The sequence below is a fragment of the Phytoactinopolyspora limicola genome (assembly GCF_011320225.1).
GTDB classification, from domain to species: domain Bacteria; phylum Actinomycetota; class Actinomycetes; order Jiangellales; family Jiangellaceae; genus Phytoactinopolyspora; species Phytoactinopolyspora limicola.
This window is the reverse complement of record NZ_JAAOEN010000002.1, coordinates 667,550-681,277: the sequence shown is the minus strand read 5'-3', so window position 1 is coordinate 681,277 and position 13,728 is coordinate 667,550. Positions and strand designations below refer to the sequence as shown.

Below are 13,728 nucleotides of genomic sequence, written 5' to 3'. Positions count from 1 at the left end.
CCCGGCTCCCGGGATGACGTCATGGGTGTCGTTGCGTCACGGGGCGTCGTCGGTCGCGTCCAGGCGTGGAAACCCGCGGATCCCGCGCCAGCCCAGCGTGGCCACCAGTTCGGCTGCTGTCTCGCGTGGAATGGTGCCGTTGGTGACCAACCAGTACCGGGCCGTCACCTGGGCGATCCCGATGAGTCCCACCGCTAGCAGGGTGGATGCCTCCCGGGACAGGCCGGTGTCTTCGGCGATGATCGCGCTGATCTCGGTGGAGCACACCTCGGTCAGCCGGTCGAGCCGGCTGCGGACGGCCGGGTCGTTGGCGAGGTCGGACTCGAACAGCAACCGGTACAACCCGGATTGATCGTCGACGAACTCGAAGTAGGCGTTGACCGCGGCGATCACGCGCTGCTTGTTGTCTCCGGTGGAGGCCAGTGCTCGGTGTAAGCCGGCCAGTAGCCCGTCGGTGGCCGTGTCGATCAGGGCAAGATAAAGCTCCAGCTTGCCCGGGAAATGCTGGTAGAGAACCGGCTTGCTGACGCCGGCGCGGACGGCGATCTCGTCCATGGCCGCGGCGTGATATCCGTGTGTGACGAACACTTCCTGGGCGGCCCGCAGTAGGTGAACACGTCGCTTGCCGCGGGGCATGCGCACACCGCGCGGTGGTACGTCCGGCACGGCGGTCACTTGTCTACCTCCATGTCGACTCCGAGGGATCCTATCGGTAGTCGTCCTCGTCGTACTCGACGATCCTGGTCTGCTCGTAAGCGTCGGCGGGATCGACGTCGCTGGGAAGGGTTCTGGGCAGCTCGACCGGCGTGAGGTCGGGCTCCTCAGGATCGGCCTCGGTGCGACCGGCCCCGGCGTCGGCGTTGTCGACGGGGCGGCTCTGCTCGAACGCGTCGGCCGCGGGCTTCTCAACGCGCTCGGTGGGGCCATCGTACTCGGTCATCTATACCTCCTGCGTGCGTTGACGGGTTGCCCAAAGACAGCTTTGATACACCCTTCTCATCTTGAAGCTACCCCGAATCGGCGGGGTTGAGCGCGATCGTGGCGGTCGGCGCCCAGGGTTGTCGAGGCGACGGCGGGGAAAAGTTCGACGGCTGGACCTGCCGGTGGGTGGCCGAACGCCGCGAGCGAATACCATCGTTGACGTGGCTGTGATCACCCGGTGGCCCGGCCACGAGGTCACCCTCTCGAACGGACATCTCGTCAACATCCGGCATGCCGAACCGGCGCGGCCGGGGCTCCCGCATGCGGTGATGGTGCACGGCTTGGGCGGTTCGTCCACCAACTGGACCGCGTTGATGCGAGAGCTGCGCGGCGACCTTGATCAATGGACACCTGACCTGCCGGGATTTGGTGAGTCTCCGCCGTCGGACGAACATACCGTGCCTGACTACGTCGCCGACGTCATCGCCTATCTGGAGCGGTTCGACGAGCCTGTTCACCTCGTCGGGAACTCGATGGGTGGACTGATCAGCGTACTTGTGGCGTCATCGCGTCCGGACCTGGTCCGCAGCCTGACACTGCTCTCACCGGCGATGCCGCAATACCGGCTGCCCTGGGGCGCTCAGGCGATGGCCGTCATCGCCGCACCCAAGCTGGGCGAGTGGATGTTGGGCAGGGTCAACACCGAACCGACGCCGGAGCAGATCCGACGGCTGGCGCCGATGCTGTTCGGCGACCCGGACGGAGTCGACCCCGACGAGTTCGACTTCGCCGTGCAGGAAAGGATGCGCTGGATCAGCAAACCGCACGCCGAGCGGGTGCTGCTGACCGCGCTGCGCTCACTGGTGGCGCAGTACGTGGCGCCGCACCGCCGATCGCCGTGGCGGGCCGCACAGCGTGTTCTCTGTCCGACGATGGTGGTGGTGTGCAATAAGGACGCTCTCGTCGGGGCGTGGGCGGCGCGTCGTTGGTGCCAGACCCTTCCGGGAGCGAGGGTGGTCAAGCTGGAACGGTCTGGCCACGTGGCGATGATGGAGTATCCGTGGGTGGTGGCGGACCTGATCAGGTCGTTCCTCCGTGACGTGTCCGAATATTGAGACAATATGTCCATCACATGGACACTGGCGCGGGAATGTGTGCGGCTGTGTCACTGTTGCGCAGAGGACAAGGCCGAACTTTCCCGGTTGATCACCGAGACGTATATCGATGGAGTCGATCGTGTCTTTGCCACCTCTCGTAGAGCCTGCCGCTGAGCTGACCATCGACGAGGTCAGGCGCTATTCGCGGCACCTGATCATCCCCGACGTCGGGATGGACGGACAGAAACGGCTGAAGAACGCCAAGGTGCTCGTCGTCGGCGCCGGTGGCCTCGGCTCGCCAGCACTGCTGTACCTGGCCGCCGCCGGAGTCGGCACCCTCGGCATCGTCGAGTTCGACGAGGTCGACGAATCCAACCTGCAGCGCCAGATCATCCACGGGCAGTCCGACATCGGCCGGTCCAAGGCGCAGTCCGCGCGCGACTCGGTCAAAGAGGCCAACCCTTACGTCAACGTCGTCCTGCACGAGACCCGGTTGGACAACGACAACGTCCTCGACATCTTCGCCGGCTACGACCTCATCGTCGACGGCACGGACAACTTCGCCACCCGGTACATGGTCAACGACGCCGCCGTACTCCTGGGCAAGCCCTACGTCTGGGGCTCGATCTACCGGTTCGAGGGACAGGTCAGTGTCTTCTGGGAGAAGCACGGACCGCAGTACCGCGACCTCTACCCCGAGCCGCCGCCGCCCGGCATGGTGCCGTCGTGCGCCGAGGGCGGCGTGCTGGGCGTCCTCTGCGCATCCATCGGCTCGATCATGGTCAACGAGGCCATCAAACTGATCACCGGCATCGGTGAACCGTTGATCGGGCGGCTTATGGTGTACGACGCGCTGGAGATGAGCTACACCAAACTAAAGATCCGCAAGGATCCCAACGCCGAGCCGATCACCGAACTGATCGACTACGAGGCGTTCTGCGGTGCCATCAGCGACGAAGCCGCCGAGGCCGCGGTCGGCTCCACCATCTCCGTGACGCAGCTGAAAGACTGGCTGGACCTGCGGGAGAAGGGCGAACGAGACTTCGTCCTGGTGGATGTCCGGGAGCCCAACGAGTACGAGATCAACCGGATTCCAGGTGCGGTCCTCATCCCCAAGGGCGAGTTCCTCACCGGCGAGGCGCTGGGCAAACTGCCGCAGGACAAACAGGTAGTACTGCACTGCAAGTCCGGTGTGCGCTCGGCCGAAGCGCTGGCGGTGGTCAAGGGTGCCGGTTTGGCCGACGCGGTGCACGTTGGTGGTGGCGTGGCTGCGTGGGTCAACCAGATCGACCCGTCACAACCCGCCTACTAACCCCTTGTGCACCTGATCTCCGTTTTGACGCCTGATCGTTTTCGTGGCGACGATCAGGTGCGCGGTGGTGGCGACGGCCAGTGTCGACGTGCGGTAGCGGCGTCTGATCGTCGCCACGATGTGGGACGCGTGGCGATCAGATGCACAAACCGTCGTATGGCGTCCAGCAGCGCATCTGATCGCCAGGGCGTCCATCGTGGTGACGCCCGCGCACGGCCGGCCGCAACAAGCTTCCTTACGGCGCGCTGCCGTGTGTAGTAAGCCTCCTTGTTGTTGCCCTGGTGACAGTAAGCGTCCTTGTGCCCGGGGCGGAGGCCGCAGTAAGCCTCCTTGTTGCCCCGGACACTCAACACGCGTGCCTCCCACTGCGAGAACCGTGCTGCCCGTTCCGGACTCCGCTACCGCCAGATGGTGTTAACGCCCGAATCCGACTCTTAACGCCATCTGGTGGTAGCGAAGTGCGCGGATGGGCAGCACGACACCTATTTCGCCATGCCGCGACGGCCCTTTCTGCAGACGGTGCGACGATCAGGTGCACAAACGGAGATCAGGTGCACAAATGGAGATCAGGTGCACAACGGGGTTAGAGGAGGCCGCGGCGCTGCATCTGCGTCCAGAGGATCCAGCCGGGGATGATCGGCATCCAGAAGCTGACGATGCGAAACAGCAGGACCGCCGGCACCGCGATGGTGGTGCTGACACCGATGGTGGATACGCCGGCGGTCAGCGCAGCTTCGACCGCGCCCAGCCCGCCCGGCGTCGGCACCGCCATACCCAACGTGTTGCCCACGAGCTGTACCACGGCGAGCGCGGCGATGTCGGCGCTGCCGCCCACCGCGCGTAGGCAGGTGTAGAAGCACATCACGAGGGAGGCGGCCTGCAGGACGATCCCGCCGATGGCGACGGCCAGCTTGCGTGGGTTGCTCAGCACGTCCAGCAACCTCGGGAGGCCACGTTCGGCGAAGTCCGCCCACATCGACCGTAGCCGGGTACGGATCGGCGGGATCAGAATCAACAGGGCGGCGGCCAGCAGGATACCCGCGACGATCATCAACGTGGATTGCGACGGCTCCAGCCCGGCGGCGGCCGAGCTGCCGGAGACGACGGCGAGGACCGCGATGGTGGGCATGGTGATGGCGACGTTGCCCACCTGGTTGGCCGCCACGCTCGCGGTGGCCAGCGGCCCGGTGACGCCGGCCTTGGTGAGGAGCCGGATGTTGATGGCGACATTGCTGACGGTCGACGGTGCCACTAGCCGCAAGAAGCTCAGGGAGATCTGCGCACCCAGGGTGCGCATGAACGGTACCCGCTCCGGCACGAAGCCGAGAATGGCGAACGCGGCGCCGACGAAGCTCAAGAACATGAACACCACGGCCGGCACTAGCCAGGCCAGGTTGGTCTGCTCCCACAACTCACCGAACGACACGTCCACCAGTTGCGTACCGACGAGGTACACCGCCGCGACCGCCCCCACACCGGTCAACAGCGACAGCGGTTTGAACCGCTCCAGGCGGACTGGCTCGGTGTCTCGGCCGATCTGGCTGATCAGGCCGTCGCGTAGCTCTGTCAGTAGGGCGCGGCGCCCGCGAAGCTCGCGGCGGACGCTGCGGGGCAAGGCGAGCTGTTGTAGCAGCGGTACGGCGCCGCCGAGCACGGCCGGCCCGAGGACCTCCAGGGAGGTGGTGATGGTCCGTTCGGCACCGACCACCAGTGCGGTGGCGACCAGCGCCTGGGCTAGGTCGGCTCGGACGGCGAGGTCCGGTGCGGCGACCTCTCCGCCGGACGGATCCAGGATCCAGACCTTGCCCTTCTCGGAGATCAGGATGGTGCGCCCGGACAGCCGCCGGTGGGCGACCTGGTTGCGGCGGAGCCTGCGCAGCTGTCGCCAGAGGTCGCGGAGCATGTCGTCGGTGACGGCGTCAGCGGTGAGGTTGGATAGCGCCGAGCCGGGTACGTGGTCGAAGACGAGTGCCGTGGACTCGCCGTTGACCTTGAGGACCTTGCGTAGTTTGGGGGTGCGCACGCCCGCCCGCGACAGCGCCAGCGACTGGAGCGTGATCTGATTGACGGCGGTGCGCATGGTCACCGCCTGCCGCGGCCGCACCTCTTCGCGGGTGCGGATCTGGTCGAGCACGCGGGCCATCGTCCCGGCGCCTTCGGTGTCGCGGTCGAGGACGAGGACACCCAGCGGGCCCTCATCGCTGTCAGCGACGTAGCGGCGGTGCTGTTCGACCGAGTCCGCGCGTAGTGTGCTCAGCGCGAACCCGTTGTTCTCCAGGACCGCCGCAACTTTGTGTCCAGTGGGTGCCACCGATGGTTGCCCGCTGACGAGGCGTACCAGCAGGCCGACGATCCGGCCAAGGCTAAGTGCGGCGAGGATACCGGCGACGGTGACTTCGCCGCTCAGCAGTCCGACGGCGAAGCTCGCGGTGATGGCGAACAGGGCAACCTGGCGGATGCGTTTGAGGTTGAGTCGGGCGACGACGGTGACGATGGCAACCAGCACGGCGGGAAAGGTGGGTACGGGCGCGCCGGTTGTGCCCGGGAGAGACGGGACGAACGAGTCGTGTAACCGTTCCGGCGCCGCGGTGAGTAGCCATTCGGACACCAGGGCGGTGACGACGGCCGCCAGCAAGGCGGCGACCAGCAGCTCGGCCGTGGTTCGCAGCCGTCCCCGGATCATCAGGATGACGACGAGAATGGGGGGCAGGGCCTGAGCGGCGAGGCCGGCGGCGAACGCGACGATGTTGACTGGGCCGCTCGGCATGACTTGGTCGAGTTCGGCGAGGTCTCCGGTGAGTGCGGTGAGGGTGCTCTCGGCGACGACGGCGAGGGTGACGAGCGCCGTGGTGCCGACGATGACCAGCAGGAGCCGCAGCCCGTCCAGGGGACGGCGAGTGCGGCGGGGCAGCGGCGGTTCGTCCACTCGCACTGGGGGCGCTGGCGGCTGCGGCGCAGCCGTGGCATCATGACCGGCACCGTGCGCGGGCTGCTCCATCGATGAGCCTCCCCGCGCACGTATCGTTTCGGTCGTGTTCGTCATGCCATTCTGATCGTCGCACGTCATCGGCGTGCAGGGTGGGGGCGACCCGCACATTCCGACGAAGCCAGTGTCCTGTCGCAGACTTCCTGCGCAGGACATCAGATCTTAGTGTGGCGGTCCTGTCTGCCGCACCGGGTTTCAGGTGGGGCACAGCAGCACCATGGTCGGTGCCTGCGCGGCCGCCGCCGACGAGGCATTTTGCCGGTCAACGACGTATCTGAGGAGAGCTGTGAGGTATGGACGACGAGTATGTCGAAGCGGTGCTCACCCTCGTTGAGCGGATCCCACCCGGGCGCGCGATGGCTTACGGCGCGATCGCGGAGGTGATCGGCGCCCAGCTGCGGCGCGGCGGGCCGCGGATGGTTGGTGCCGTGATGGCGTCGTTCGGGGCGGCCGTCCCGTGGTGGCGGGTGGTGACGGCGAACGGTCGGTTGCCTCCGGGAAACGAGGTTGCCGCACGGCGCCATCTGGCTGCTGAGGGCACCCCGATGTCGGTCGACGGCGACCGGGTCGACATGCGACGTGCCGCCTGGCGGCCGGATGGGCCGTGACGGTTGAAGAAGCACAGTGCATCAGGGTGTCGCCGGGACAGTTCGTTGTCGGTCCGGCATGGTGAGATGGAGCCCGCTTGGCAAACACGTCATGACGTCGCGTGAGAGCTTCCGCCGATAGATCGGTGGAGCTGAGCCAGTGGAGGAGCGAGTATGGCAAGGCGGAGGAGGAGGTCGATGCGGAGTCATCGATCGACGACGACAACGACGCCAGGCGATGCTCATCCGCCGGCTCAGCCCGCCAGCATCTATTGGCGGAAGCTCTAAGGAGGGCGCCGCTTGCGTACACCTTCGGAGCCGTCCGTGCGGCTCGTCCGGCCGAAGCGTTCGCCGCTCACCGCTCCCGTGCTCGACGCCGACCAGCGACGGGTCGTGGAGCATCGTGGCGGACCGTTGCTCGTCCTCGCGGGGCCCGGCACGGGAAAGACGACGACGCTGGTCGAGACGGTGGTGCACCGGGTGGTGCATGACGGCCTCGACCCGGAGCAGGTGCTCGTTCTCACATTTAGCCGGCGGGCGGCCACGGAGTTGCGGGAGCGGATCGCTCGACGGCTGGATCGCACCGTTCGTGAGCCGTTGGCGCGCACCTTCCATTCCTACGCCTTCGGGCTGCTGCGTCGTGAGGCGGTCCAGAACGGTGAGCCCACCCCCCGGCTGCTCTCGGGCGCCGAGCAGGACCTTCTGATCCGGGAGTTGCTACGTGGCGACGTCGAGCAGCTTGGTGCGGATTACTGGCCCCCGCGGCTCCATGCTGCGTTGCTGACGCGGGGATTCGCCCGTGAGCTGCGTGATCTGCTCATGCGTGCGGCCGAACGTGGTCTGGCTCCGGAGGAGCTGGCCGAGCTGGGCCGCGGGCATCGCCGAGACGACTGGCTGGCCGCGGCCACGTTCGCCCACCAGTACGCGGGCGTGACGGCGCTGCGCACACCGCCGTCGTATGACCAGGCGGAGCTGGTCCGGTCGGCGGCGGGGTTGCTCCGGGAGGATCCGGAGCTGCTGGCGCGGGAGCGCGATGCGAGACGGCTGGTCGTGGTCGACGAGTACCAAGACTCCGATCCGGCGCAAGAGGAGCTGCTCCAACTGCTGGCTGGCGGCGGACGGGACCTGCTCGTTGTTGGTGATCCCGACCAATCGATCTACGGCTTCCGTGGTGCCGAGGTCGAGGGTATCCGGCGCTTCCCGGAACGGTTTCCGGGTGCTGACGGCAGCCCGGCTACGGTCCTCGCGTTGACGCTGTCGCGGCGTAGCGGTCCGGCGTTGCTGGACGCGTCTCGGCGGGTCGCGGCCCGACTCGGCGGTCCACCGGGGCACCGGCGGTTGCGCCCGGCTGACCCCTACGCCGCCGCCGACGTGTCCGTACATGTGTTGGGCAGCCCCAGCCAAGAAGCGGCCTTCGTCGCGGCGCGGCTGCGTGAGGCGCACTTGATGTACGACGTGCCGTGGTCGTCCATGGCGGTGCTGGTGCGTGCGTCGTCGTCGATCCCGACGCTGCGGCGGACGCTGGTGGGCGCCGGAGTGCCAGCGACGGTCCGGCTGGATGAGATCCCCCTCGTCGATCAACCGGCGGTACGTGCCTTGCTCGCTGTGGTGGACGTCGCCCTGAACTCCCGGGAGCTCACTGGTGAGCTGGCATTCGATCTGGTCACCGGGCCGTTCGGCGGTGCGGACCCGCTGGCGCTGCGGCGGCTGCGGCAGGAACTGCGTCAGCATGAGCTGGCTGCCGGCGGGGGGCGTGCTTCAGCGGAGCTGTTGGTAGAGGCTATTCAGGAGCCTCTGGTGCTGGTGCCATTGGACGGCGACGCCGTCGCACCGGCGGAGCGGATCGCACGATTGGTCGAGGTGGGTCGAGCCGCGGCGAGCGCGCCCGGCGCTTCGGCCGAAGATGTGTTGTGGGCTGTGTGGTCGGCGTCGGATCTGGCCCGCCGGTGGGCGCGTACGGCGTTGTCCGGCGGCCGGTCCGGGCAGGGCGCCGACCGCGACCTCGATGCGGTGGTGGCGCTGTTCGACGCCGCCGCCCGGTACGTCGACCGCATGCCCGGCGCCGGCCCGGCCGGCTTCGTCGACCACATCCGGGGCCAGCAAATTCCGTCCGATTCACTGACCGCGCGGGGCGCTCGGGACGATGCCGCCGAGACCGTCACCATCCTCACCGCCCACGCCGCCAAGGGTTTGGAGTGGGATGTCGTTGCCGTGCCCGGCGTGCAGGAAGGGGTGTGGCCCGACCTGCGTGAGCGAGGCAGTCTGCTCGGTACCGAAGAACTTGTCGACGTGGTGGCCGACCGCGACGCCTCGGCGGTGACCCGGGCGAGTGCACGGCTGGCGGAGGAGCGGCGGCTGTTCTACGTCGCGGTCACCCGGGCACGGCGTCGACTCGTCGTCACCGCTGTGTCGAACGAGGACGAGCAGCCGTCCCGGTTTCTGGAGGACCTGGACCCGTTGCCATCGGACGCGCCGGCGGAGCGGCTCGTGGAGCGTGCTGGCCGCGGGCTGGATCTCGCGTCGCTGACCGCGGAGCTGCGCCGGGTGGTGTGCGACCCCGCGGAAGCGGCGGCCCGGCGCCGGGCCGCCGCCGTACAACTCGGCCGGCTGGCGGCCGAGGGGGTGGCTCAAGCCGATCCGGAGCAGTGGTACGGCGGGCGCGAGTTGTCGATTGCCGATCCGCTGGTTGGTCCGGACGATCCCGTCCGGGTCTCACCGTCGAAGGTGGAGGAGTTCAACCGCTGTGAGCTGCGCTGGTTGTTGAAGGCGTGCGGCGCCACCGACGCCGACATGTCTCGGGCCGGTGTCGGTTCGCTGGTTCATGACCTGGCCGAAAAGGCCGTCCTGCAGCAGTGGTCGGAGCCGGCCATGCTGGTGGAGTTGGACCGGCTGTGGCCGGGCATCGATGCCGGGACAGGATGGGTGGCCGCGCGCGAGTATCAGCGGGTCCGCGAGATGGTGCAGCGTATGGCCCGGTGGTTGCAGGCGAACCCGCGGCGGCTGGTCGGGGTCGAACTCGACTTCGACGTACGGGTCGGCCGGGCCCGGCTGGTGGGGCGGGTCGACCGGTTGGACGAAGACGACGAAGGCCGGCTCGTCGTCGTCGACTACAAAACCGGAAAGAGTGCACCGACGGCGGCCGAGGTGAGCGAACACGCGCAGCTGGCCGTCTATCAGGTCGCGGCGGAGGCGGGTGCGTTCCAGCGGGAGGGCTCGTCGAACGCCGCGCCACCCCGGTCCGGCGGGGCCAGCCTGGTTCAGCTTGGTAAGCCGTCGCGAGGGGAGGCACGTGAGCAGTGGCAGCCACCCCTCGCCGACGCCCCTGACCCGACCTGGGCGCACCAGCTGCTCGACGAGACCGCGGCCGGGATGGCGCAGCGGAGTTTCCGAGCTCAACGTGGTCCGTGGTGCGGTTTCTGCCCCGCACGGCCTTCGTGCCCCGCCTTCCCCGACGGCCAGCAGGTGACACCATGAGGTTCTCGGCCGCCGACCTGGCTCAACGGCTCGGCCAGCCAGCGCCGACAGCGGAACAGGCGGCTGCCATCGCCGCGCCGCTGGAACCGGGGGTGGTGATCGCTGGTGCGGGTTCCGGAAAAACCGAGACGATGGCCGCGCGCGTGGTGTGGCTGGTCGCCAACGGATTGGTCCGGCCGGAACAGGTGCTCGGTCTCACCTTCACCCGCAAGGCGGCGCGTGAGCTGGCCGCCCGGATCCGCCGACGGTTGAGTCAGCTCGCCGCCCGCGGGGTCATCGATCCCGCCGCTGGCCTGCTTGATGGGGAGCCTGCGGTGTCCACCTACGACGCCTACGCCGGGCGGATCGTCGCCGAACACGCGCTGCGGCTGGGCCGGGAGCCCGGTGCGCGGCTGATCACCGAGGCCGAGGCGTGGCAATACGCGCAACGGGTGGTCAACGCCTATGACGGTCCGATGGAGGCGGTGGAGTATGCCGCGTCCACCGTCGTGGGTAAAGTCCTGGCCCTCCACGGAGAACTAGCCGGGCACCTGGTGGAGCCGGACCAGGTCCGCACGTTCGCCGAGACACTCCGCGCGGAGGTGCAGGCTCGGCCACGCGCGCACGGACAACGCACCAAGACCGACATCTACGCCGACGTCACCAAGGTGCTGGGGGTTCAGGATGCACGAGCCGCCCTCGTCCCGATGGTAGAAGCGTTCCGCGCACGTAAGCGGGCCGATGAGGTCGTCGACTTCGCCGACCAAGCCGAACTGGCCGCTCGGCTCGCCGACGGCTTCCCCGAGGTGAGGCAGACCGAGCGGGCGGCGTATCGGGTGATCCTCCTGGACGAGTACCAAGACACCAGCCACGCCCAGCTGGTGCTGCTCCGGGCTCTGTTCGGTGATGGGCACCCAGTGACCGCCGTCGGCGACCCCTGCCAGTCGATCTACGGCTGGCGGGGAGCCAGCGCGGGGACTTTGTCCGCGTTCCGCAGCCAGTTCCGCGCCGAGCACGGGGAGCCGGCTCGGCTCGACTCGTTGACCACCAGCTTTCGCAACGGCCCACAGATTCTGGACGTGGCGAATCTCCTGTCCGGCCCATTACGCTCCGAAGGTTTGGAGGTACCTGAGCTGTCGGCGTTCGGAGGTGCGGCGCAGGTGACCGTCGGGCTGCACCTCACCGCCGAGGACGAAGCCGCCGACGTCGCGCGGCGGGCGCGGGCGTTCTGGGATGCCGCGCCGGAGGGCCGCTCCGCCGCGGTGTTGGTGCGCAACCGCAGCCAGATCACCCGGCTGGAGACGGCGTTGCGGGCTACGGGTTTGCCGGTCGAGGTCGTCGGGGTCGGCGGCTTGCTCGCTACCCCGGAAGTCAGTGACGTCGTGGCGACGCTGCGAGTGGTCTCCGATCCTGGTCGCGGTGATGCGTTGATGCGGCTGCTGACGGGCGCCCGGTGGCGGATGGGGCCGCGCGACCTGGAGGCGCTGGCCCGCTGGGCGCGTCGGCTGGGGGGCCCAGCCGGTCCGGCTGGACCCGCCGGTCCGGCGAGCGTGCCGGGCGCTGGAGGTGGAGCCGGTGCGGGTGCGGGCGCTGGAGGTGGAGCCGGTGCGGGTGCTGGTGTGGCCAGCGTCGCCGCCGAGGGAGTAGCGGGTGCGGCCAGTGACGCCGACGCGGTTGTGCCCGACGAGATCGATCAGCTGGGCATCGTCGATGCGCTCGACGCGCTGCCCACCGGGACCGAGGCAGGTTGGTTCTCCGCCGTGGGCTACCAGCGGCTGACCCAACTCGCCGACGAGCTTCGCGGCCTGCGTCGCCGGGCTGGTCAGTCGCTGACGGAGCTGGTGCTCGACGTTGAGCGCACACTAGGCCTCGATGTTGAGGTGGCCGCGCGGCGTGGTCCCACCGGCCGGGTCAACCTGGACCGATTCCTCGACGTCGCTTCCGACTTCGAGGGCACCGCACAGATTGCCACTTTGCCCGCGTTTCTTGCCTATCTGGAGGCGGCTGAGACGGCGGAGCGCGGCCTTGCCCCCGGAGAGGTCGAGGTATCGGGTGATCGCGTGCAGATCCTCACCGTGCACGGGGCCAAAGGCCTCGAATGGGACGCGGTGTTCGTCACGGGCCTGGTCGAGGGAGTTTTCCCGGCCGGTGGCGAGAGGGCGAAGGCCTGGCTGGGCGATCCAGGTGAGCTGCCGTACCCGCTTCGCGGTGACGCCGCGGCGTTGCCTCAGTTGGATCTGGCCGGCGCGGGCGACCAGAAGGAGGTCAAGGAGGCGGTCGACGAGTTCACCGTAGCCGCAGCCGACGCAGCTCGGCTGGAGGAGCGTCGGTTGGGTTACGTCGCCGTGACCCGAGCACGGTCACTGCTGGTGTGTAGCGGCTACCGGTGGGACGACGCGGTACGGCCGCGGGAGCCGTCGCCGTTTCTCGTGGAGATCCGCGACGCCTGCCAGCGTGGTGCGGGTGAGGTGGCGGTGTGGGCCGACGAGCCGGGCGAGATCAACCCGCTCACCGAGAATCAGCCGGAGTGGCGGTGGCCATACGATCCACTCGGCGAGCGCCGGGTCGTCGTCGAGGAGGGAGCGGCGCTGGTGCGAGAGATGTCCGCGGCCGATCTCGACCTCGAGACGGCTGCGGCCATGACCGAGTGGGACGACGAGATCAGTCGGCTGTTGGCCGAACGGCATCGCCATCGCCGAGGTCGCCGGATCGAGGTTGACCTGCCGGGACACCTGTCGGTGTCGCAGTTGGTGCGGCTGCGCCAGAATCCCGACGCACTCGCCCGCGACCTGCGCCGCCCGGTGCCGCGGGCGCCGGCGCCGTTGGCTCGGCGGGGGACGTTGTTCCACACGTGGCTCGAATCGCGGTGGGGGTCACCGCGGCTGGTCGACATCGACGAGCTACCCGGGTCGGCCGACGAGGGCGCTGCACCGGACCGCGAGATCGCTGAGCTACAGGAGGCTTTCCTCGCCTCGGGGTGGGCGGACCGGACCCCCGTGGAGATCGAGGCGCCGTTCGAGCTGATGGTCGGTGGTGTCCTGCTCCGTGGCCGGGTGGACGCGGTGTTCGAGACGGCCGACGGCGGCATCGAGGTGGTGGACTGGAAGACCGGCCGACCACCCCGCGACGCTGCCGAAGAGTCCATCCAGACGGTTCAGCTGGCCGCATACCGGTTGGCCTTCGCTCGGCTGCGGGGGCTTGCCACTGAACAGGTTGGGGCGGCATTCCATTACGTCCGCGCGAACATCACGTTGCGACCAGCGGATCTGCTCGGCGCGAAAGAGTTGGAGTCGCTGGTGAGCGAGTTGCCGGCGGCCGCGGATGCATCTTGACGCCAAGACAACCGTTGATCTTTCCGGCTTTTGCCGGAAC

At 68.5% G+C, this 13,728-nt stretch carries 8 protein-coding genes; 5 read left to right on the top strand and 3 right to left on the bottom strand.

The window, feature by feature from the left end:
- Positions 1-36: 36 nt before the first annotated feature.
- A complete protein-coding gene (locus G8760_RS08815) occupies positions 37-675 on the bottom strand; it encodes a TetR/AcrR family transcriptional regulator (protein ID WP_246222481.1) in 639 nt (212 codons plus the stop codon).
- A gap of 31 nt (positions 676-706) precedes the next feature.
- On the bottom strand, positions 707-940 hold the full coding sequence (locus G8760_RS08810) for a hypothetical protein (RefSeq protein ID WP_166349830.1): 234 nt from the start codon (positions 938-940) through the stop codon (positions 707-709).
- A gap of 202 nt (positions 941-1,142) precedes the next feature.
- On the opposite strand from G8760_RS08810, the gene G8760_RS08805 reads away from it, so the two are divergent.
- Entirely contained in the window at positions 1,143-2,036 is an 894-nt protein-coding gene (locus tag G8760_RS08805; protein ID WP_166349827.1) for an alpha/beta hydrolase, read from the top strand.
- A 121-nt stretch (positions 2,037-2,157) separates the two neighbouring features.
- A complete protein-coding gene (gene moeZ, locus G8760_RS08800; RefSeq protein WP_166349824.1) occupies positions 2,158-3,330 on the top strand; it encodes an adenylyltransferase/sulfurtransferase MoeZ in 1,173 nt (390 codons plus the stop codon).
- 583 nt (positions 3,331-3,913) lie between these two features.
- On the opposite strand, the gene G8760_RS08795 is transcribed toward moeZ, so the two are convergent.
- The gene (locus tag G8760_RS08795; protein WP_166349821.1) at positions 3,914-6,328 is read right to left on the bottom strand and encodes a lysylphosphatidylglycerol synthase transmembrane domain-containing protein; all 2,415 of its coding nucleotides are present in this window, start codon (positions 6,326-6,328) and stop codon (positions 3,914-3,916) included.
- Between the two features lie 281 nt (positions 6,329-6,609).
- Here G8760_RS08795 and G8760_RS08790 point away from each other — a divergent pair, with 281 nt between their 5' ends.
- From G8760_RS08790 to G8760_RS08780, 3 genes are all read left to right on the top strand, one after another.
- Positions 6,610-6,924, top strand: coding sequence for an MGMT family protein (locus tag G8760_RS08790; RefSeq protein WP_166349818.1), 315 nt, complete (start codon positions 6,610-6,612; stop codon positions 6,922-6,924).
- Positions 6,925-7,203: 279 nt separating this feature from the next.
- Positions 7,204-10,377, top strand: a complete 3,174-nt coding sequence (locus tag G8760_RS08785) for an ATP-dependent helicase (RefSeq protein WP_207782160.1) — start codon at positions 7,204-7,206, stop codon at positions 10,375-10,377.
- Positions 10,374-13,688 (top strand): ATP-dependent helicase, encoded by a 3,315-nt coding sequence (locus G8760_RS08780; RefSeq protein ID WP_166349815.1) that lies wholly within the window; start codon positions 10,374-10,376, stop codon positions 13,686-13,688. The genes G8760_RS08785 and G8760_RS08780 overlap by 4 nt, the downstream gene beginning before the upstream one ends.
- The last annotated feature ends 40 nt before the right edge of the window (positions 13,689-13,728 follow it).

Bases quoted from the DNA above. Each gene is read 5' to 3' on its own strand.
- G8760_RS08795 (WP_166349821.1), bottom strand. From the start codon at position 6,328: ATGGAGCAGCCCGCGCACGGTGCCGGTCATGATGCCACGGCTGCGCCG.
- G8760_RS08780 (WP_166349815.1), top strand. From the start codon at position 10,374: ATGAGGTTCTCGGCCGCCGACCTGGCTCAACGGCTCGGCCAGCCAGCG.
- G8760_RS08790 (WP_166349818.1), top strand. From the start codon at position 6,610: ATGGACGACGAGTATGTCGAAGCGGTGCTCACCCTCGTTGAGCGGATC.
- G8760_RS08810 (WP_166349830.1), bottom strand. From the start codon at position 940: ATGACCGAGTACGATGGCCCCACCGAGCGCGTTGAGAAGCCCGCGGCC.